Genomic DNA, 21,365 nt, shown 5'->3' with positions numbered 1-21,365 from the left:
TTGGAAATTTAATGACCCCGGAAGCAGATCCACTCGATCTGTTTCCGGGGTCGTCTTTTTTATTTTGAAACGGAATGTTTAGATACAATGAAAGCTTTGCCTGGCTTGATAAAAGCAACAGCATAGCCATTGGAGAAGGAGGAGGATTCCGCTCTGTACTCAAGTTTAGTCAGCAGTTGCCCTTGACGATTGATGTAGCCAAATTTGCCGTCTGAGACGGATGATTGTGTTTGTTTACCGACTAAAGCAAAGCCTTCTTTGAACGGAGAGGTAACATCATATTTAAGTTGATATTTAATGACCAGCGTTCCGTTTTTATCAATAAATCCGATTTCGTTTTTTGCATTTTTCACACTCGCCAGGCCTTCACTAAAATTCTGAGCATCCGTAAATTTAAAGGGAATCACGACTTTCCCCTGTTTATTGATGAATCCCCATTTCCCCTTGGTATTTTGCACCGGGGCCAATCCCTCCGAGAAGTCTCCGCCAGATTTATATTGAAGAGGAATGACTTCTTTCCCTGCTGTATTGATATACCCGTAGAGCTCTTTGCTATTTTGAACAATAGCCAAGCCATCCGAGAAACCACGACTGTATTTGTATTTATAAGGAATCGCTAGTTGACCAGAGGCATTCACAAAACCGATCTTGCCAGTGTTGGGGGCGTAGGCAAGAGCCAGACCGTCCGTAAATATATATTCTGAATCCACATTTTCTTTAAAATGAGAAAGGATTTTTCCCGTTCGATCTATAATTGCATTTTCTTTGGTGTCTGCTATGGTGACCTTGGCTTTTCCTTCTGAAAAGAAATTGGCTTCGGTATATTGGCAAGGGATGACTAGTGTTCCTTTGGTGTTCATGTACCCATAGAGATTGGTTTTTGTATTTTTGACGACGGCTCGCTGCTCATGAAAATCGCCAACGGGTTTAAGCTCGGCGGGAAGTGAGAAAGCTTTTGCTCCTTTGGTATTGTAATACACAAGGTTTCCAGCGGATGTTTCAGCGGCCAATAAGCCATCATGAAAAGCACCATCGCTCAGCGGGCGAGCAATGTTGTAATCCAGAGCAGTTTTAGAAACTTCAATGGTTGTTGTGCTGGATGCGGCCCAGCCTGTTCCAATAACGGAGAGGCTAGTAACCAGAATCAATGCAGCTAATCCTAACTTTTTTAACATGCATAAGCTCCTTTATGAGTTGATTTTTTAACTTTGGGCTTCGGAAAATCTTACCCTCATACGTAAGGTCTTCCATAATATAGACGATAAAAATGTAGGAATGTTTCTTGATATTCTAAATTTTTCTAATTTTCAGCTATTACTGAGAGATTAAAGATAAGAGATCACGTTCATTTTTAAGAAAAAAAGTGGAGAAGTCGTGTCATTTTAAAAAAAGTCTATACATATAACCTAAATGTATAGACAAATCAAAAGACTGGATTTATAATTACGCTGTAAACGTTTTCTAGTACTTAACATCCAATAATACCTTGAAGGGAAGGAATAATCATGAAAAAAATTTTACTGGCGTGCAGCTCAGGTATGTCTACAAGTTTGCTGGTTACTAAGATGCAGGAATATGCTAAGTCCATTGGGGACGAGGCTGAAATTTGGGCAGTAGGTCAAGATCAGGCGGCAGAAGACATGGCTAAGGCTGACGCGGTATTGATTGGACCACAAATGAGTTTTCTGAAAGGACAACTGGAAAAGGAAGCAGCTCCATATGGTATTCACGTAGAAGTGATCGACATGATGGCCTACGGAATGGTTGACGGTAAGAAAGCCTATGAACAGGCCGTGAAGCTGGTGGAACGCAAAAATGGATAAAGTCAATATAGCTGAACTGACGGAAGAACAGATTAGTTTCCAACTTATTCTTCATAGTGGAAGCGCTCGCAGTAAAGTAATTCAGGCGCTGACCGAATACCGAAATGAGAATGTAGAAGGTGCGGACGAACTGCTCAAACAAGCCAAGCAGGATTTACGTGCTGCACATGATATCCATTTTCAAATGGTTAAGAAGGAAGCGGGAGGTACCCAAACTCCCTTCTCGCTCCTTCTGATGCATGCCGAGGATCATCTGATGTCCACGGTTACCATGAAAGACCTGGTTCTAGAATTGCTGGAGCTGTTCAAATCCAGAAATTTATAACGAAACATATAAGTATGTGAAATTGAGGACATGAAAAGCTTGCAACCCTATTGATGCAAGTCACTTCGCGGGGAGGAATAGGCTTTGTTTGAGAAATTAAGCCGGATACTGATACCTATTGCCGGTAAACTGAACAACAACCGCTATCTTACTGTACTGCGTGATGCATTTATGCTGTCATTTCCATTAACAGTTTTTGGCTCCATCATTGTCGTTATTATCAATCTGCCGTTTCTAAAAGGTTGGATGGGCGACGGTAATTATGCGACTTTTAACAGTCTGCTGAACATTGCGCCGAGTGCGACCCTGAACATCATGACCTTATTCGTGGTTGTCGGGATCGGCTATTATTTATCCCGAAGTTATAAGGTCGAGCCCATATTCGGCGGCATGATCGCGTTGGTCAGCTTCTTGATGCTCACCCCGTTTGTGCTGACACAAGAAAGCGGTGCCACGATTGCTGGTGTCATTCCGTTGGATCGGATTGGGGCCAAAGGCATGTTCCTTGGCATGATCGTTGCTTTTATAGCTGGTGAAATTTACCGAAGAGTGACACAGCGGAACATTATTATCAAAATGCCTCCAGGCGTTCCGCCGGCAGTTGCCAAGTCATTTGCCGCTTTGCTTCCGGCATGTATTACATTGGGCATATTTTTGATCATTAATGTTGTAGTTACACTGACCCTTCATAATAACCTGCATGATCTGATTTATCATGCCGTACAGGCACCGCTGGTACATTTGGGCAGTGGCATTATCCCTACATTGATTGCTATTTTCTTTGTTCAGCTTTTATGGTTCTTTGGTCTTCATGGTCAAATCATTATCAACTCGGTTATGGAGCCGATCTGGAATACGCTGGCACTTGAAAACTATGAAGCATACTCCAAAGGAGCGGAACTGCCGCATATTATCACCAAGCAGTTTGTGGATATTTATACCGTAGGTATCGGTGGTACAGGTATGACACTGGCAGTCGTGCTCACGATTCTGATCTTCCTGAAGAGCAAGCAATTGAAGCAGGTCAGTAAGTTGGCCATTGGACCAGGTCTGTTCAATGTCAATGAACCCGTCATTTTCGGTTTGCCGATTGTGATGAATCCGCTTATTTTTGTCCCATGGGTCATTGCTCCAATGATCGTTACGCTGATTACTTACTTCGCGATGTCCACCGGGCTTGTACCACCGCCTAACGGAATACAGGTCCCTTGGACGATGCCGTTGTTCTTTAGTGGAATGATGGCTACGGGATCTCTAATGGGAGGCGTACTGCAGTTGTTTAATATGGCTGTCGTTTTTGTCATTTGGTTCCCATTCCTGAAATTTATTGATCGGATGAACGTTCGTAAAGAGCAGGAAGAGGAGCTTAACCAAGCAGCCATTGCAGGTAAGGATCAAACTGTTGGAATGTAATGTGAATAAGCTGCTGGATTAGCAGCTTATTCATGCAAAAGAGAGAGGAGTAGAGCTGTGAATCATACCGAAATGAAAGATATCGAGCAGCAAACCATTCAATACCGTTTTCCATCCGACTTCTGGTGGGGCTCATCGGCCTCGGCTACCCAGACAGAAGGAACCATGGAGGGAGACGGCAAAGGACCGAACATTTGGGATTATTGGTTTGAGCAGGAGCCGAACCGTTTTTATGACGGGGTTGGACCTGGCGAAACGTCCCGTTTCTATACCCGTTACAAAGAAGATATTGCACTCATGAAAGAGCTTGGTCACAACTCCTTCCGGTTCTCTATTTCCTGGTCGCGTCTGTTTCCAGCGGGAAGGGGTGCGATGAACCAGAAGGCGGTTGATTTCTATAATGCCGTCATTGCAGAGTTGCATCAGGCGGGGATTGAGCCATTTGTGAGTTTGTATCATTTTGATTTGCCGATGGCTTTACAGGAAAAAGGAGGATGGGTGAACCGGGAGACGGTCGAAGCTTACGTAGATTACGCTAACACTTGCTTTGGGCTATTCGGAGATCGTGTGGCCAAATGGTTTACGCATAATGAGCCGATTGTCCCAGTGGAAGGCGGCTATCTGTACGATTTCCATTATCCGAATGAAGTGGATTTCGGTAAAGCTGTACAGGTGGGATACCATACCCTGTTATCGAGCGCGAGTGCCATTAAGGCATACAAAGAGGGAGGCTACAAGGGCAAAATCGGAATTATTTTGAACCTGACGCCGACCTATCCGCGTAGTCAGCACCCGGCAGACGTGCAGGCTGCTGAAATATGCGATGCGTTCTTTAACCGTTCCTTTTTAGACCCATCTGTGACGGGAGAATTTAACCCTTTGCTCGTGGAACTGTTGCGCCAAGAGGGCTTTGTACCGCTGATGGAAGACGGGGACCGGGAGATTATACGTCAAGGCACGGTGGGCCTGCTGGGGATTAACTATTATCAGCCTCGCAGAGTCAAGGCCCGCGAAAGTCTGCCGAATCCGGACGCGCCTTTTGTGCCGGAACGATTCTTCGATTATTACGCTATGCCTGGCCGTAAGATGAATGAGATGCGGGGCTGGGAGATTTATGAGAAGGGCATTTACGACATTCTGACCAATGTCAGACTGAATTACGGCAACATTGAATGCTTCATTTCAGAAAATGGGATGGGTGTTCAAGGCGAGGAAAAATTCAGGGATGAGCACGGCATGATCCATGATGACTATCGCATTGATTTTATCCGTGAGCATCTCAAATGGGTTCAACGGGCCATCTTGGAGGGCTCCAATGTGAAAGGCTATCACTTATGGACGTTTATGGACAACTGGTCCTGGACGAATGCTTATAAGAATCGCTATGGTTTTGTGTCTGTCGATCTTCAGGACGGCGGCAAAAGATCCGTTAAACAGAGTGGGCACTGGTTCAAACAAGTGATCGAAAATAACGGATTCTAAGGTGGTGGGTGGTCCTCTGGACCGCCTTTTTTTTTATCACCGTGCCAAGTTACTCTGTATACTGCTGGTGAGAAAGTATATTGTTCGGTATACTTACTTATACCGTAATACCTCGATGTCCCCGCCTGCAGAACCAAAAGAACCAGCGCTACCGATTTTTTTGGTAAAATGCTGACATAAAACAAATTTTAGTACAGGTGGTAGACAGATGAATAAATACGAACGGATTGCACAAGAGGTCAAGAAGCGTATTATAGATAAGACCTATAGCAGTGATGATCCGATTCCCGATGAAATTTCACTGGCCAGTGAGTTCCGGGTAAGTCGGATGACGATTAAGCGGGCATTGGATACGTTGGTGTCGGAAGGGCTGTTGAATCGTAAAAGAGGACACGGAACCTTTATCGTCAAATCGGTCTACAATGTCCCGGTTAATGTCGTTGTGAATGAAATGCTGGGGCTGACAAACGTACTGCGCGGGAAAGAAATCAAAAGTAAAATCATAGCGTTTGACGTTCAATTTCCATCTGAAGAGGTAGCGGCGCATCTATTTATTGATGCCAATTCTCCTGTGTATCATGTCGTCCGTCTGCGTATTGTAGAGGGCGAGCCCTATGTGATAGAGCGCACATACATGCCTACCAAGCTGATCAGCGGTATTACCGAGCAGGTGTTGCACGGCTCAGTGTACAAACATATTAAGGAGGAGCTGGGCCTTAATATTGTCAGTTCACATCGTACCATCCGCGCGTCCAAGTCGACTGAGCTAGATTGGGAGTATTTGGACTGTGGTGTGGATGATCCGGTTTTAGAAATTGAGCAGGTAGGTTATCTGGATACGGGTATACCGTTTGAATACTCATTCTCACGGCATCGGTATGATAAATTTGTGTTTACCACAGTAAATCGGATACGTTGAGCGAATGAGTACGAAACAGGTGGTAAAGCAAGCATGGCAGAAGAAGCCTATTTGATATGGGATTCTCCTGTCATGTTCTTTTTAATGAAGCAAGTTAATGGCCAAGCAATCTGACTTCATGCACTGTCGGGGTATACCAGTTGTTCGGATTATTGAATAGCACTGCATTTACAAGGTTGATTCGCACGTAGCGAGCTTGAAAATTGACTTTGTCACTGGTAAAACCATATGTGGTATTACCTGTGCGATCAATCGTGGAGTAGTTGACTCCATCCATGCTGTATTCAATTTTGTATTTGTAATACGCTTCAGATCCTTTGTACATAAACCATGAAATACCCACTTCGCGGATGGTCTTGGAACTGCCCAAATCGACCTGCCACCATGCAGGCCAGGATGCGGAAGTAGCCTTCCACGAGGTTTGGGCGTTGCCATCGTTCGCCAGTGAAGCTGGAGAACCGGATGCGGCTGAGCTAGCAGTCGCTGTTTTGCCCTGTGCATGATTCACAAGGGACGGTAGAATTACTGCGCCTGTCGCAGCATCCAGATCCCAGCTACTGTACCAGTTCAGGGTTGCTGTTTTGTTGGCGTCATTCAGAGTTAGTGGCAACCAGATGAATTTGTGGTCGCTCAGATTGAGCGGGTTCCAGCGGTCGCCCATATAGATGTAGCTGGTTCCCACGCTACCCGTAATCGTGGCGATGGAGTGGATTTGCGATCCATAAGCCGCCGGATCACCGAAGGGCGATAGAGCAGACCAGCTTCCCGTCATGGAACTGGCGGTTGCGTAAGCGCCCTGATTCGGATACCAGCCGGATGCCTGCGAGGTGAACAGGTAGTAGGTGTTGTTCTTTTTCACAACAGCAGGAGCTTCGCGATAGCCATTTTCAAAAATCCAGCCAACAAACGACTGCACGCCCGTATAATCAGCTGTCAGCTTGAAGATCGCCATCGTATCGTTGGCGCCGCCATTTTTACGGGAAGCTGTAATAAGGTAGCCGCTACCGTCAGTATCCGTGAACACCGTCATATCACGAGATTCGTAATTCAGCGGGCGAAAGCTGCCTTGGTAGGCAAAATTTCCGTCGGGTGTATCGCTGGTAGCGACGGCTACACGACCTAGGGAGTAGTCCGTGCCATTTTCATAGTGCGCCCATAATACATATTTTCCGGTGGTTTTGTTGTAGATGACTTTGGGACGTTCGATTTTGCTCGAATTTAGCTCAGGGGCGGAACCTTTGGTGAGAATAGTGCTGCGGAAGGACCAATTTTTCAGATCGGTTGAGGTATACACGTTCACTTTTTCAAATTTCCAGTTTTCGGCGTGCTCGCCGTACCAATAATAAGTGGAACCTACTTTTAGGATATTACCGCTGTTCGCCTGAATGGGGTTACCTGCGGTGTCTTTCCAATCCGTTCCGTTCGTAATGGCCGTGCTTGCTGTTGCGCTCAGGGATAGTTCGGCATTGGCGACGTCCAAACCATTCAGCGCCTGGTTCACTTCGGTCCCGTAGGTTGCTTGCGTAACTCCTGTTGTATGGGCATGGGCTACGTCGGGTTGAAGACCCGCACTGGACACTGCGAACAGGATACAAATCCATGCGGCTAACCATTTGCTGCTGTGGATCCACTTCACGATATCATCTGCCTCCTTTAACACGAATAGGATGGGCCGTAACGGCTTGTCCGGCACCTCATCTTCGATTTTATCCCAATTGGAAGCGTTTACAAGTGGAATAAATTGAAGTCTTTAGAATGGTGAAACTGTTGTTAGGGGAAAGTGCGTTCGTTATATCGGAATTGTTTTTAAATGTGCGTTTTGTCATTGACATGTTCGAATAATTCAAATTTAAAGTGACTAGAATCACATAAACGGTTACTTTAGTTGGGTATACTTGCTTTAAATTGAGGATTAACAAATGGGGCATATGTTGATACACCCTTTGTTGATCTTATTTTGGAGAGAAGAGGGATACAAAGATGCTAAGTGAGCAAACCATTGCAACGATCAAATCGACTGTACCTGTTTTGGAGGTACATGGAACTACAATCACCAAGCGTTTTTACCAGATGATGTTTGAGGCCCATCCCGAGCTTCTCAATATATTCAATCACGCGAATCAGAAGCAAGGACGTCAACAAGGGGCGCTGGCCAATGCTGTATACGCAGCTGCACAGCACATTGACCGTCTGGAGGAAATTATTCCGGTGGTACGTCAGATTGCACATAAGCATCGCAGTTTGGGAATTAAGCCCGAGCATTATCCAATTGTCGGAAAATATCTGCTCGCTGCGATCAAAGACGTACTGGGAGATGCGGCTACAGACGAGATCATTGCCGCATGGGCTGAGGCCTATGGTGTGATCGCTAATGTATTTATAGACATGGAAGCTGAAATGTACAAGGAGGCTGGACAGCAGCAGGGAGGCTGGTCAGACTTTAAGAGCTTTGTTGTGCAGAAAAAGGTTAAGGAAAGCGACCAAATTACGTCCTTTTATTTGGTGCCGCAGGATGGACAGGTGCTGCCTGAATTCGAGCCTGGGCAATATATCAGCTTAAAAATGGAAATTCCGGGCGAACATAATACCCATATTCGTCAATACAGCCTTTCGGATGCACCGGGCCAATCCCACTACCGGATATCTGTAAAGCGCGAGGATGCCGTAGAGTCACGTCCGGCAGGTAAAGTATCCGTATATCTGCATGAGCAGGTACAAGAGGGCGATGTGCTTCAGGTATCTGCACCGGCGGGTGATTTTACGCTGGATCGGGCAGATCGCAGACCTGTCGTGCTGATCAGCGGCGGGGTCGGGCTAACCCCAATGGTCAGTATGCTGGCTTCCTTGGTGAAATCTGCTCCGCATCGGCCTGTCACCTTTGTCCACGCAGCAGTCAACGGAGATAACCATGCTCTGCGCAATGAGGTGGAAAAGCTGGTCGCCACACATGCACAGGCTGCAGTTCGTTGGTGTTACAGCAGACCAACGGAGCAAGATCGGCTGGCACAGGCTTTTCACAAGGAAGGTCGTTTGGATCTGGCCTGGTTGCAATCCGTGATACCGGAACGTAACGCACAATATTACTTTTGCGGCCCTGAGGGATTCATGCAATCGGTATACGGCCTGTTGAAGGAGTGGAATATCCCTGCTTCGGATATCCACTATGAATTCTTTGGCCCTGCCAGCGCTTGGGAAGCAGAAGCACAATGACACAATGAAACATCAAAAAGACGAAGGATATTTGTCCTTCGTCTTTTTTGCGATGATACAATGGGAAATCCTGCTCATGGGGTACTACTTTTCAAAGTGCACTCCTGTTTTCATAACAAGGGAGTACGCAAAAATTCCATACCTCGCGGCATATATGGACGTAAAGCCTCCGGAATACGGATCGAACCGTCCTCTTGCTGGTGATGCTCCAGCAACGGAATCAAAATCCGGGGCGAAGCAACCGCTGTGTTGTTGAGCGTGTAACAATATCGCAGCTTGCCGTCCGCATTACGGTAGCGGATGTTGGAACGACGCGCCTGAAAATCAAGCAGTTGCGACGACGAATGTGTCTCGCCGTAAGCTTGACGGCTAGGCATCCATGTCTCAATGTCCACCTGCTTGTAGGTTTTTTGCGCCATGTCGCCTGTACAGACAGCCATCTTACGGTAGGGCAGTTCCAGCAGTTGAAGCAGGTCCTCCGCATTGCGCGTAATCTCCTGAAACATCTGCTCTGAAGCGTCCAGGCTGGCTTCACAGATGATGACCTGCTCGACCTTGGCAAACTGGTGCACACGATACAGTCCGTGCACATCTCTTCCGGCCGAGCCGACCTCATTGCGGAAGCATACGGACACGGCTGCCAGCCGAATCGGGTCCGTAACATCCACGATCTCACCGCTGTAATACGAGACCAGCGGCACTTCCGAAGTGCCTACAAGCCACTGATCCTCTCCTGTGATGCGATACGTCTGATCCAGTCCGAGCGGGAAGAAACCAGTGCTGCGCATCGCCTCTGCACGTACCATCAGCGGAACATCCAGCAACTGAAATCCGCGTTCAGTCAGCAGATCCACCGCAAGCTGCTGCACAGCCCGATGCAATGCAACCCCTGCTCCCGTCAGATAGTAGTTACGGGTACCGGCTGTTTTGACACCCCGAGGGACATCGATAAGCTTGTGAAGCTCACCAAGCGCCATATGATCCTTTGGCTCAAATCCGAAGTTCGGAACCGTTCCAACCCTCTCCAGCTCTACATTATCCTCATCTGATCTCCCCCGTGGTGTATCTGGCGATACGATATTAGGCATCAGAAGCAAAAGCTGTTGAAACTGTTCTTCTACTTCCTGTTGCGGGGCCTCCAGAAGATCTAGCTGTCCGTTAATTTCTTTGACCTGATGCTTTGCTCCTTCGGCCTGCTCACTCTTACCAGCATGGATTAGCGCACCAATATCCTGACTACACTGATTTCGCTTCTGCCGAAGCTGTTCCACTTCCTGAAGCAGCTGTTTTCTCCGCTCATCCAGAGTCAACAGCTCTGCGACCGATACTTGTATTCCTTTGCCGTCTGCTGCCGTCTGAACCTGTTCTTGATGCTCTCTGATCCATTTGATATCCAACATGACACCGCACTCCTTTTCGGATAAAAATACAAAAAGCGCCCTCATCCATAAGGGACGAGGAGCGCTTTGATCTCGCGGTGCCACCCAAATTGACCGGACAGCATGACAGATGTCATGACTCTCCAATCCACTTTGCTCCGCTGTAACGGGCGGGTCCGGTTTACTTAGGTACATATCGCCATATCCTACGCTAACGTATGGTCCTTGGCGTAAACGCCTCCGAGTTGGATGCTCTTCACAGGCATAATATCGTTTGCTTTTTTGTTAGTATACTGATTTTCGGCAGGGTAATCAAGGGCATGACTCTGCAACACATCCATGCGGGTTTCATGTTTGCGAAGGGAAAAGGTAGGCTTTATTTCTTATGTATATTCGTCCTGCTTTTTTTGTGATGATGAAACTGGAAGAAAATTTAAGTAAAAGCACCAATTTAACGCTCAAAATAGGCTATAGTCTCTATAATGCCTTTTTAATTTCATGTAAAATGTAATGATTACCAAAATGGACAGCGATGGAGGAGAACATGGAGGATTTTAAAGATCGTTTACATACGATCCGCCAAGAACAGAACAAGCTGCTCAAGGAGTATCAAACATTAATCGCAGACTATGAAGCCTCAGATATCATTTTGGAGAATGAGGTTCTGCGAAAAAAGTTCGAGGATTATCAGGCTCGCTGCATTCACTTGGAAGAGCGAGTACGACATATTGAGCAGGAAAATGGAAAATTGCGCACTGCGCTGACGGAGCAAATGCTGAGCGAAAAGGCGAATATGATTCGCATTTCGCGTGAAAAGCTGGAGACCTATTTTGCTTCCAGAACCACAGAAGGGGAAAATCGGCTGACATCCTTTGAATATGGGGCTAAAAACCGAGTGGACCAGCTTATTCAGCAAACTACGCATGAGCTTAAAGAAGATCAGGACGAGATCGTCGCCCGATTACGACTGTTCTCAGAGGAGATACGAGACCGAATCATGGAGCAACGCAGGCGGTTTCAGGAGGCCGAGCGCAAATTGCTTCATCAGACGGCAAGCGAGTTCCAGCAGTTCGGAGAAGAAGAGATCAGCGAAGAAACGATGCAGAAGCGCATGAAGCAAAATCAGTTTGAAATGAAGTTAGGCTTGAACTGGATCAACAAGCTGGGGATTTTGCTCATTATATTGGGTGTAGGAGCCGCATTTAAATACTCATACTCGAACTGGTTTACAGGAAATATGAAGGGCGTTGCCTTCTTTCTGCTAGGAGCGCTGATGCTGGGCGGCGGCGAATGGCTGTACCGCAAGCAGAAGCAGACCTTTGCGCTCGGTATTTTGGGCGGCGGTATTTCTGTACTGTACGGATCGATTTTTTACAGCTACTTTTTGTTAGAAATCATAGGAATGTATACAGGCATAGGCTTGTCCGTACTCGTTACAGTGACCGCTGTGCTACTGTCATTAAGGTATGAATCCCGAACGATATGCTCTTTTGGTTTAGTAGGGGGATATCTTCCGCTCTTTTCCTATATGGCAGCGAACGGGCTGGAAGGGAACGCCGTGTATATCGCCATGGGCTATTTGTTCCTGTTAAACTTGCTGATTCTGCTTGTATCCTTCCGCAAACGGTGGGTCGTCGTGCAATATATCAGCTTTTTGCTTAATACGCCCTTGATGATTGTGCTGGCGTGGTTATCGGAAAGCGCCGTAGCGAGCATGCTGTATGCAGTCATTACATTTGCGATGTACCTCGGGATGACACTGTGGGTGCCGTTCCGTTTAAAAACAAAACTGTCATGGCTGGATTTCTCCCTATTGGCTCTGAATACAGTCGTGAGCTGTTCCGTTCTGTATTCTCTGTTCGGTGATGCAGGCCTGGATGATTATAAAGGCTTGTTGGCTCTCGTCTTTTGCTTGGTGTACGGGGGTCTGGGACAATGGGTCCGTCGATATATTCCAGAGGAGAAACAAACCAAAATATTATTTTATGCGACTTCGTTGACCTTTGCCATCCTTATGATTCCGTTCCAGTTTGGAGTTAGATGGTTATCCATGGGGTGGTTGATTGAAGCGGTTCTTCTTACATTATATGGCCACCGTTACCGGTTGAAGGAATTGGAACGAGCTGGCTGGGGCATTTTATTACTGTGTCTGGGCGCATTCTTTTTCGTCGATTTCCCTATATATCTGTTGTCAGGATTTGAGACGGATTATTTTGGACTCAAATATACGCTCATTACACTGGGAATGTTGGTCGTTACCGTCTTCTATGCGATTGAATTCAGCCGTCCGAATGCTTTCAAAAACAATCGGTTGTACGAAATGCATATCATGCAAGGATTTAAATATGTAGCTTTGGTGAACGTGTATTTCTACCTTTTGTATGAAGCCGGGCATTGGTATAACATCGTTGTATCCGACGAGTTTGCCCATTACACCTTGTACAAAGTATTGTTGTACACCTGCGTATCGCTGGTGTTGGCTTATTTCCTGCCTAAAGTGAAGCTGCTGTACGATCGGGTGATTAAATACTACAGCTTGGCGTTGTACGTCATAGGCTATGCGCTGGCACTGGTGGCCACCATAGCGATTCCAACTTTGCATGAAAATTATGCGCAAAATACGGCTGCTGATTATGTGGCGTTGGTGGTACTTGCAGCCTTTAATGTGCTGGTATTCTTCAGCAGTAGGGATTTCCTGAACGCACTGATGACCCGACATTATAGAAGTAATGAGCTGTATCCGGTCATTATGGGTGTATATTTGCTGGGCATCATAACCGCCTTCCTCGGAGTTCAGTTCCGCCTGGGGGATGCTGGTCTTGTGTTCAGTCTGGTGTATTTACTGCTGGCCATTTTGTATATTGTATACGGCTTCCTCAAGCGAGTGGTCTACATTCGCAGATTTGGATTGGGCTTGACCTTGCTGTCGACAGGTAAGCTGCTGTTGTATGATCTGCATCTATTAACGACAGGAAGTACGATTGTAGCCTACTTCTCTTTTGGTGTTGTACTGTTGGCGATTTCGTATATTTATCAAAAAGTATCTAATCGCATGGGAGAGACCATAATAAAGAAGGATGTTGAAGAAAATATGTAGTTTTCTGTTGTATTTTGTAGATACCGAACATTATGAAAATAAATCCGGTAATAGTGAAAAATTATGCATGACCTTACATCCTACTTACGCTATAATGAGTAAAAATTATTTATGTACGCATGCTCATGTTTATGCGTAAGTAGAGAGAATGAGGGGGATATAATGAATTTGAGCAAGGGGCAGAATAGCCTGTCTGATAAAAATGAACGCTTCTCGTCAGCTGGATTTATATTGGCGGCGATCGGAAGTGCGGCAGGACTAGGTAATATTTGGAAATTTCCGTATATTACAGGACAATATGGCGGAGCTGCATTTTTCTTATTGTTTATTGTCTGCCTGTTGCTTGTTGGTTTGCCTGTACTTTTAGCAGAGCTTGCGCTTGGTCGTGCAGGTCGAGGAAGTGCTGCTTCTGCAATGGTAAAAGTAGGCGGTCATCCGATTTGGGGCAAGATGAGCATCATGTTTGTTATCGTGCCGTTTGTTATCTTGTCGTTCTATGCCATTGTAGGAGGCTGGACACTGCATTATGCCGTAGAGGCATTTAGCGGAAATCTGTTTTCAAATAATGATTTTGCTGGACAATTCGCTTCTTTTTCCTCCGGCTATGCGCCGTTGGTTTGGCTGTTAGTTGTTTTTGCATTTACAGCAGTCGTGGTTACGCTTGGGGTATCGAACGGGATTGAAAAGTTTAATAAAATTTTGATTCCTGCCAAGGTCATCCTGCTGCTCGTGTTGATGATTAACGCTCTTATGCTGCCAGGTTCTGGTGCGGGCGTATCCTTCTTTCTGAATCCTGACTTCTCTAAGCTAAGTATAGAGTCTGCATTGGTTGCTTTGGGACATGCCTTCTTCTCACTCTCACTGGGGATGGGGATTATGATCACGTACGGTGCATATGTGGATCGCCGTCAATCCCTGGGGGGAGCCATGCTGGCCGTTGGTGGTGGAGATTTAATCTATGCGTTTATCGCAGGTATGATTATTTTCCCTACAACCTTCTCCTTCGGAATTAATCCAGCTCAAGGACCATCGCTGGTTTTCATTGCTTTACCGGCTGCATTCTCGGCAATGCCTTTTGGTGCATTCTTCGGCGGTTTGTTCTTCGTACTGCTGGCGGTTGCTGCGTTAGGTTCTATGGTATCCTTGCTGGAAGTTCCAGTAGCCTATGTCATGGAGCGTATGCGTTGGAGCCGGGTTCGCTCCGTTATCGTCGTATCGGTCCTGTGCTTGATGCTGGGCGTCCCTTCTGCATTGTCCATGGGGCTGGTGCCAGAGTTAAAAGTGGGGGATAAATCATTCTTTGATTTCGTAGATTTCACTGCGTCCAACATCTTCTTACCGTTAGGCGGTTTGTTGATTGTTATATTCACAGGTTACTACTGGAAGACTGCGGCTGAGCATGCGAACATCAAACCCTTCTGGTTCAATGTTTGGTTATTCGGTCTTCGGTATGTTGCACCGATCCTGATGTTGTTGGTCTTCCTTCATACCTCAGGTATCATCAAATTTTAAGAGAATAGAATCCGAATAAAGAGGCATTTTCTTCCTAAGGGAAGAGATGCCTTTTTTTGTATATCTATCAGTGGTTACCTAACTGTGGAAAGGAATGATATAATAAAAACATTGTCATTAATTTTAACTTCAATGAAATCATTACGATTATGAAGTTTTATATAATGAATGAAAAGGCTACAAGGCATCGCACAGACGATGTGCAGGAGAGGGAAAGGGCAGAAGAGCATTGAAACAGACAGGGAGCTTGAATTTGCAAGAAGGACGGCGGCTGAAATGAAGTCTAATCGGTTGTCGTCACAACGTCGTTATATGCCAGGTTTGGATGGTTTAAGAGCGCTGGCGGTCATCGCAGTCATTGTGTATCATCTGAATCCGGATTGGTTGCCGGGTGGTTTGTTGGGTGTAGGCGTGTTTTTTACGTTGTCGGGGTATCTGATTACAGATATTTTGGTTAGTCAGTGGGATACATATCATAGTTTTAAAATGAAAGATTTCTGGCTGCGTCGTGCCAGAAGGTTGCTGCCTGCCATGTTGACGGTTGTGGCTGTCATCGTCCTGTGCTCGTTGCTCTTCGATCCGTCACGGCTAACGGCCTTGCGCGGAGATGTTCCTGCCGCATTGGTGTATATGAGTAATTGGTGGTTTATTTTCCATCAGGTTTCGTATTTTGAAAGTTTCGGCCCCCCTTCTCCGCTTGGGCATCTGTGGTCACTGGCGGTGGAGGAGCAGTTTTATATCCTGTGGCCTTTACTGCTGGCGCTCGGGCTAAAATTCATGCCCAAGCGTATTGTGCTTGCAGGCTGGGTGACTTGTCTGGCGTTAATATCTGCGCTCCTGATGGCCGTGATTTACGTACCGGGAAGCGACCCGAGCCGGGTGTATTACGGCACGGATACGCGTGGATTTGCTTTACTAATTGGTGCAGCGCTGGCCTTGGTGTGGCCAAGCGGCAAGCTGAAAGAGCAAGCTTCTGCTAAGGCGCGTATGCTTCTGGACAGCATCGGTGCGATAAGCTTGCTACTGCTTTGTCACTGGGCGTGGGCCTCGAATGAATACGACCCATCTCTGTACCGGGGCGGCCTGCTGGGCATAGCCTTGGTCACTGCTATTGTGGTCGCAGCGTTGGCTCATCCGGTAAGCCACCTTGGTCGTCTCCTTGGAATCAAGCCGCTACGCTGGATTGGAGCCCGTTCCTACGGTCTGTATCTGTGGCATTTTCCGGTTATTACGCTAACGACGCCTCAAGTAGATACCGATGGCGTACATGTGACGCGTATCATTTTACAATTGCTAGCTACCGTATTGCTGGCGTCTCTCTCGTTTAAATATATCGAGGAGCCGATTCGCCATGGAGGATTCCGCCACTGGATTACAGAAATCCGTTCAGCGGTTCGTAGACAGGCGCGGTGGAGATGGATGCCTACAACTACAGCGGCTGTGCTTTTTGCGGGTATTCTCATGGGTACCGTCCACCTGTACGTGGCTTCTCCTGATGCAACGATTCAGGCGGCATCAAGTGATGAGAAGCCAGTCGCAAAGGCAAAGGCGATGCCGCCACTTCACGGAACGGTATCCGTGGCTTCCAAGGAGCCCCAAGCCACCAAGCTGCAAGGATCCGAGGGCAGCAAGGCGCAGACCCCAGCCCTGTCTCAAGCCCAGACGCCTAAAAACACGGCGGTCCAGGTGGGTACTACGGATGATGTTACGAAACCATCGGAACCTTCGGACAAACCCAAAGAAGATACGCCTATGACAGGTGATGGGTCGAGTGTGACCGCCATTGGAGACTCTGTCATGTTAGATGTACAGTCGTACCTTCAGGAATCCTTCCCGGGAGCTGTTGTAGATGGGCGGATCGGTCGTCAGATGGCCGAAGCGCCTGCCGTACTGGAGCAGCTAAGACAGAACGGACAGCTAGGTAAGACAGTTATCATTGAGCTGGGCACGAACGGCGCTTTCACCAAGGATCAGTTGGCGAATTTGCTCGCCAGTCTGAAGGATACGAAGCGTATTATACTCGTGAATACCCGTGTGCCTCGGCCATGGGAGAGTATTGTGAACAAGCATCTTGCCGAAGCTGCATCCCAAGACCCACGAATTACAATGATTGACTGGTATGCAGCAAGCTCTGGTAAAAATTCATATTTCGAGCATGACGGAGTACATTTAAAACCTAAAGGTGCTAAAGCTTATGCGTCCTTGTTAGCTCAGGTCCTAACGAAACAATCGTAATAAACTGCAATGATACTCGTAATTATGCAAATGCAAGACAAGAAAGCCACCGGGAGTAGGTTGTCCTCTGGTTGAAGTGCATCCCTAAATTTTCACCGGCTTAAACCTAAGGGTTTTTCCAATGTCCATTCTAAGGTGTGTACATCCACCCTGATCCGGTGGTTTTTCTTATTTTAGTGTGGAGGTACATAAGCTAATGGAAAAGGGCTATTCACATAGTAGAACAAGTGAGCACCGCTTGAAGAGGAACAGAAGAAGGCTGATACTGATTGCTATTATATTATTTGTGGCAGGCTGCATTACTTTCATTGCGATAAAGGTTTCGGATAGTAAGCCACACGCGCCGACCCAGGAGCTTGCTAAAAAAACGGATTCCGGATCATCAAACGTTAAATCCAGCGCAGGGGCAAAGGGTAAAGCGGCCTCTCCAAAAAACGATCCCGATGTAGAAGACGGTGCCTTTGTTGAAAAATATTTAAATCAGCAAATGCTAGGACAAATGCCCGATGGTGCTGATGGTAAAAAAGTGGCCTACTTATCCTTTGATGACGGACCATCCGTGACGGTCACACCTCAGATATTAGATATTCTGAAAAAGCAGAAGGTCAAGGCAACTTTTTTTATTGTAGGTAAAGAAGCCAATGAAAATGAGCATACCAGGAATCTTATCAAAAGAATTGTCAAAGAGGGTCACGCGATAGGAAACCATACGTACTCACATAATTATAAATATTTATATCCGAACAGACGAGTAAGTACGGATCATGTTATGCAGGAGATCGAGAAGAACAATCAGGTTCTAAAAAGTATTCTGGGGCCAGAATTCTCCACCAGAATGATCCGCTTCCCTGGGGGGCACATGACATGGAACAGAAGAGATCCACAGGGAATGGCTGCTCTGGATAAGGTTTTGCGTCAAAAGGATTACCATCAGGTGGACTGGAATGTATTAACGAAGGATGCAGAGGGAAGATCCAAGAAAGCACCGGCACTAATCAACCAGTTTATAAGGTCAGTCAAAGGTCGAGAAAAAGCAATTATACTCATGCATGACACCTATGGTAAAGAAGAAACAGCCAAAGCATTGCCGCAAATCATAGAATATCTGAAGAAACAGGGATATGAATTTAAAGTTATGAAGTAAGTAAGATAGGCATAAATGAGGAAAGGACGGGGCTGATCGCCACCGTCCTTTGTGCTATCTAAGAGTATATAGTCCGCATCGTTTAGATGCGCTCCGCTTCACCCATCGCCTGAATGAAAGCGCCAATACCTTTGGGATCGTTAGTTATAATCGGCTCACTGATATAGTAAGCGAAGGTACCGTCCCGACGATCTTTACCACCCAAACCGCTTACTTGCACCGTTTTGTTCAGATTCACGAGTCCTTCTTCAGTAATCGTGATAAATTCATCGATAATTCCCTTACGGATGATTTCTGCCTCTTGACGATATTGCTCTGGCAGATAGCCTTTGCGAACGCCCTTGGCAATAGCATAAAGAATCATGCAGGAAGCAGAGGCTTCCAGATAGTTGCCTTTCACATGGCCCAGGTTGAGCACTTGATAAAAGACTCCACTTTCTTTATCACGCACTTTCAGCAGGGCTTCCAGTGTTTCCGTCAGCATATCGATCAGGACAGGACGGTCTGCATGATCCTCTGGAATATAGTCCAGCACGTCAACGAGTGCCATAACGAACCAACCCATCGAGCGTCCCCAGAAATTTTTGGAACAGCCTGTTTCCGGGTTGCACCAATGCTGCTCACCCTTCTCATCCCAAGCATGGTAGAGCAGACCCGTTTCAGGATCACGCGTATGCTTGTAGCAAAGCTTGAATTGTAGGGTCACATCGTCAAACTCTGACGGATCTCCGAATTCGCGGATAAATTCAGCGTAGAACGGGGCACCCATGTACAAGCCGTCGAGCCAAATTTGATACGGATAAATTTGCTTATGCCAGAATGCGCCCTCGCTTGTGCGTGGGTGTTTTTCCAACTGACTGCGTAATTGGTAGGCTGCCTTTTTGTATCGTTCATCTCCTGTGGCACGATACAGCGAGAAGAGCAGCTTGCCGTTATTCACGTGGTCAATATTGTACTCATCTACTTTATAGCGCTGAATTACGCCATTATCGTCAACAAAATGATCCATATGTTTTTTTATAAATTCCATGTACTTGGGATCGCCTGTCAGTTCGCCGACCCATTCCAGACCTCTGTAAATCACGCCATGGTCATATTCCCATTTTTCATAAAATTCCGGGCTCCGTTGTAGAACGGAATCGCTCATACGTACAGCCCAAGAATCTGTTTTTGTAGGGCTGGGGGTTGGTTGTGATGTTGGATTTGCCATGATACAGTCACCTCTTTAGTAAATGTTTAATCTGTAATTGTTATTGTTGTTACATAGATGGAGTGTGTGTCTTAGGGTCAACGGGTTTGTTCTTGAAGCCCACATTATTGTTACCCCAGCACCGATCGTAATGGAAACCTGTCAGTTCCTCGAATACCTTCCGGGCTTCCGGTTTAGCTGATTTCATGGAACCACCGTTTTTGAGGCGGTCAATTTCGGCGATTAGCTTCTTGTGGCTGTCAATATCCAGCTTCATCACGACAGAAGCAATCATACCGATGATCGCGAGAACGATGGTACCGACCACGAGTACATAAAAGATGGCGTGCTGAGCAGCGACGGGCTGACTATCAGCCCCGGATACAAAGCCAAAGTGCTGTAACACCCAGCCGAGAATGAAGACGACAACGGCCCGCACCATTTTTCCGGCAAAAGTCATCATACCTGCATAAATTCCTTCCCGTCGACGGCCAGTCAACGCTTCATCCACATCGGCAAGGAACGTATATTGATTCCAAGGGATATAGTAGACGCCCCCTGTACCAAGTCCCATGAACAGTGTGATGACATATAGCCATACCATCGTATTAGAGGCTCCCGTTATATAGAGCAGGCCATAGCCTGCTACGCTAAAGCAAACGACAACGAGTGCAGCGATGAATGGCATACGGAATCCTTTACGCACACAGAATTGGATGAAGAAATAGGTAGAAATCAATTGAATGACAGAGTTAAAGCTATTCAGATTGGACACCATCTCCGAGCTTTGAAACAAGGAGAAGACAATAAAGTACGTAAAAGCAGAAGTAAACAGCCACTCAGCTGAAAAGCCGCCCAGGTACATCCCGAGATGATGACGGAACGTCTTGACCCGGAAGGTAGAGGAAATGTCGATAAACAACTTTTTCATCGAATCTATAAAGGAAAGCGGAGCTTCACCTTCCAGTTCCTTTTGCAGTTCCTCACTTGGACGTTCCCAGGAGTTTTTGTACAAGAATGCCATCGCAATCAGCAAAATAGCTGCAAAAACGAGACCGGTATAAAAGAAAGGCAATGGAGAGTCTTTGCCATACTCAGCAATAAAGCGACCAGGGATAAAGGCAGCGGCAAAATTGGCAATTTTGCCAAACATGGCCTTCCATCCAGTTAATCTGGAGCGTGCGCCGAAGTCGCGGGTCATCTCTGACGCTAGTGCTTCATACGGCACCATGACTGAGGTATACACCAGTTCAAACAGCACGTACGTACTCAGGTAATACCAGAAGCCCAACCCATCTACCCAAAGCATCGGATACACGAGCATCAGCGGGATACCCATCATGATGAAAAAGCGTCGTCTGCCGAATTTACGGCCCAAGCGGGTCCGGTGAAAGTTATCGCTGATAAAGCCCATGACCGGATTGCTGACTGCATCTATGATGCTAGCAACAGAGAAAATGGCCGCGGCCTGAACGGGAGACAGTCCGCAAAAGGTTGTATAAAAGTACATTAACCATGCACCGCTAATCGCAAGTGCGCCACTTCCCAGCATGTTACCGCTTCCATAGGCGAGTGTATGTTTCAGTGTGATTCTTCGTTCCATGATCTGTTCACCTCATATTTTGTCTGGTTATGAG

The 21,365-nt window shown here is 46.6% G+C and carries 16 protein-coding genes; 10 read left to right on the top strand and 6 right to left on the bottom strand.

The annotated features are described in order from the left end of the window. Positions 1-59: 59 nt before the first annotated feature. Positions 60-1,175 (bottom strand): WG repeat-containing protein, encoded by a 1,116-nt coding sequence (locus ACWA2B_RS06265; protein WP_029518774.1) that lies wholly within the window; start codon positions 1,173-1,175, stop codon positions 60-62. A gap of 330 nt (positions 1,176-1,505) precedes the next feature. On the opposite strand from ACWA2B_RS06265, the gene ACWA2B_RS06260 reads away from it, so the two are divergent. The 5 genes from ACWA2B_RS06260 (at position 1,506) to ACWA2B_RS06240 (ending at position 5,962) form a co-directional block, all read left to right on the top strand. Next, entirely contained in the window at positions 1,506-1,823 is a 318-nt protein-coding gene (locus ACWA2B_RS06260) for a PTS sugar transporter subunit IIB (protein WP_029518773.1), read from the top strand. Further along, positions 1,816-2,148: a PTS lactose/cellobiose transporter subunit IIA gene (locus ACWA2B_RS06255; protein ID WP_013312602.1), complete on the top strand. Its 333-nt coding sequence runs from the start codon at positions 1,816-1,818 to the stop codon at positions 2,146-2,148. Before ACWA2B_RS06260 ends, ACWA2B_RS06255 begins: the two co-directional genes overlap by 8 nt. 84 nt (positions 2,149-2,232) lie before the next feature. Continuing rightward, positions 2,233-3,561 (top strand): PTS cellobiose transporter subunit IIC, encoded by a 1,329-nt coding sequence (celB, locus tag ACWA2B_RS06250; protein ID WP_029518772.1) that lies wholly within the window; start codon positions 2,233-2,235, stop codon positions 3,559-3,561. A gap of 72 nt (positions 3,562-3,633) precedes the next feature. Next, positions 3,634-5,043: a glycoside hydrolase family 1 protein gene (locus ACWA2B_RS06245; protein ID WP_049817047.1), complete on the top strand. Its 1,410-nt coding sequence runs from the start codon at positions 3,634-3,636 to the stop codon at positions 5,041-5,043. A 208-nt stretch (positions 5,044-5,251) separates the two neighbouring features. After that, on the top strand, positions 5,252-5,962 hold the full coding sequence (locus ACWA2B_RS06240) for a GntR family transcriptional regulator (protein ID WP_029518770.1): 711 nt from the start codon (positions 5,252-5,254) through the stop codon (positions 5,960-5,962). Between the two features lie 94 nt (positions 5,963-6,056). Here the strand turns inward: ACWA2B_RS06240 and ACWA2B_RS06235 are convergent, their stop codons facing one another. Continuing rightward, positions 6,057-7,598, bottom strand: a complete 1,542-nt coding sequence (locus ACWA2B_RS06235) for a family 43 glycosylhydrolase (RefSeq protein WP_449291807.1) — start codon at positions 7,596-7,598, stop codon at positions 6,057-6,059. A 344-nt stretch (positions 7,599-7,942) separates the two neighbouring features. On the opposite strand from ACWA2B_RS06235, the gene hmpA reads away from it, so the two are divergent. Beyond that, positions 7,943-9,172: an NO-inducible flavohemoprotein gene (gene hmpA / locus ACWA2B_RS06230; protein WP_069012254.1), complete on the top strand. Its 1,230-nt coding sequence runs from the start codon at positions 7,943-7,945 to the stop codon at positions 9,170-9,172. A gap of 110 nt (positions 9,173-9,282) precedes the next feature. On the opposite strand, the gene serS is transcribed toward hmpA, so the two are convergent. Both serS and ACWA2B_RS06220 read right to left on the bottom strand, forming a co-directional pair. Then, positions 9,283-10,572 carry a serine--tRNA ligase gene (gene serS, locus ACWA2B_RS06225; protein ID WP_069012253.1) on the bottom strand — a complete coding sequence of 430 codons (1,290 nt, stop codon included), beginning with the start codon at positions 10,570-10,572 and terminating at the stop codon, positions 9,283-9,285. Between the two features lie 185 nt (positions 10,573-10,757). Further along, on the bottom strand, positions 10,758-10,892 hold the full coding sequence (locus ACWA2B_RS06220) for a hypothetical protein (protein ID WP_275041151.1): 135 nt from the start codon (positions 10,890-10,892) through the stop codon (positions 10,758-10,760). A 203-nt stretch (positions 10,893-11,095) separates the two neighbouring features. Here ACWA2B_RS06220 and ACWA2B_RS06215 point away from each other — a divergent pair, with 203 nt between their 5' ends. The 4 genes from ACWA2B_RS06215 to ACWA2B_RS06200 all read left to right on the top strand — a co-directional run bounded on the left by ACWA2B_RS06215 (position 11,096) and on the right by ACWA2B_RS06200 (position 18,539). After that, a complete protein-coding gene (locus ACWA2B_RS06215) occupies positions 11,096-13,648 on the top strand; it encodes a DUF2339 domain-containing protein (RefSeq protein ID WP_318627738.1) in 2,553 nt (850 codons plus the stop codon). Between the two features lie 162 nt (positions 13,649-13,810). Continuing rightward, the gene (locus ACWA2B_RS06210; protein WP_013312591.1) at positions 13,811-15,160 is read left to right on the top strand and encodes a sodium-dependent transporter; all 1,350 of its coding nucleotides are present in this window, start codon (positions 13,811-13,813) and stop codon (positions 15,158-15,160) included. Positions 15,161-15,328: 168 nt separating this feature from the next. Further along, on the top strand, positions 15,329-17,395 hold the full coding sequence (locus tag ACWA2B_RS06205; protein ID WP_318627737.1) for an acyltransferase family protein: 2,067 nt from the start codon (positions 15,329-15,331) through the stop codon (positions 17,393-17,395). Between the two features lie 196 nt (positions 17,396-17,591). Continuing rightward, entirely contained in the window at positions 17,592-18,539 is a 948-nt protein-coding gene (locus ACWA2B_RS06200; protein WP_318627736.1) for a polysaccharide deacetylase family protein, read from the top strand. 82 nt (positions 18,540-18,621) lie between these two features. Here ACWA2B_RS06200 and ACWA2B_RS06195 read toward each other — a convergent pair whose 3' ends face one another. Further along, positions 18,622-19,749 carry a glycoside hydrolase family 88/105 protein gene (locus tag ACWA2B_RS06195; protein WP_029518761.1) on the bottom strand — a complete coding sequence of 376 codons (1,128 nt, stop codon included), beginning with the start codon at positions 19,747-19,749 and terminating at the stop codon, positions 18,622-18,624. Between the two features lie 49 nt (positions 19,750-19,798). Continuing rightward, positions 19,799-21,331: an MFS transporter gene (locus ACWA2B_RS06190; RefSeq protein ID WP_069012248.1), complete on the bottom strand. Its 1,533-nt coding sequence runs from the start codon at positions 21,329-21,331 to the stop codon at positions 19,799-19,801. Between the last annotated feature and the right edge of the window lie 34 nt (positions 21,332-21,365).

It is taken from the genome of Paenibacillus sp. CMM36, assembly GCF_053570945.1.
Note: the sequence above shows the minus strand (reverse complement) of the source record. Positions and strands in the feature narration are given on the sequence as shown.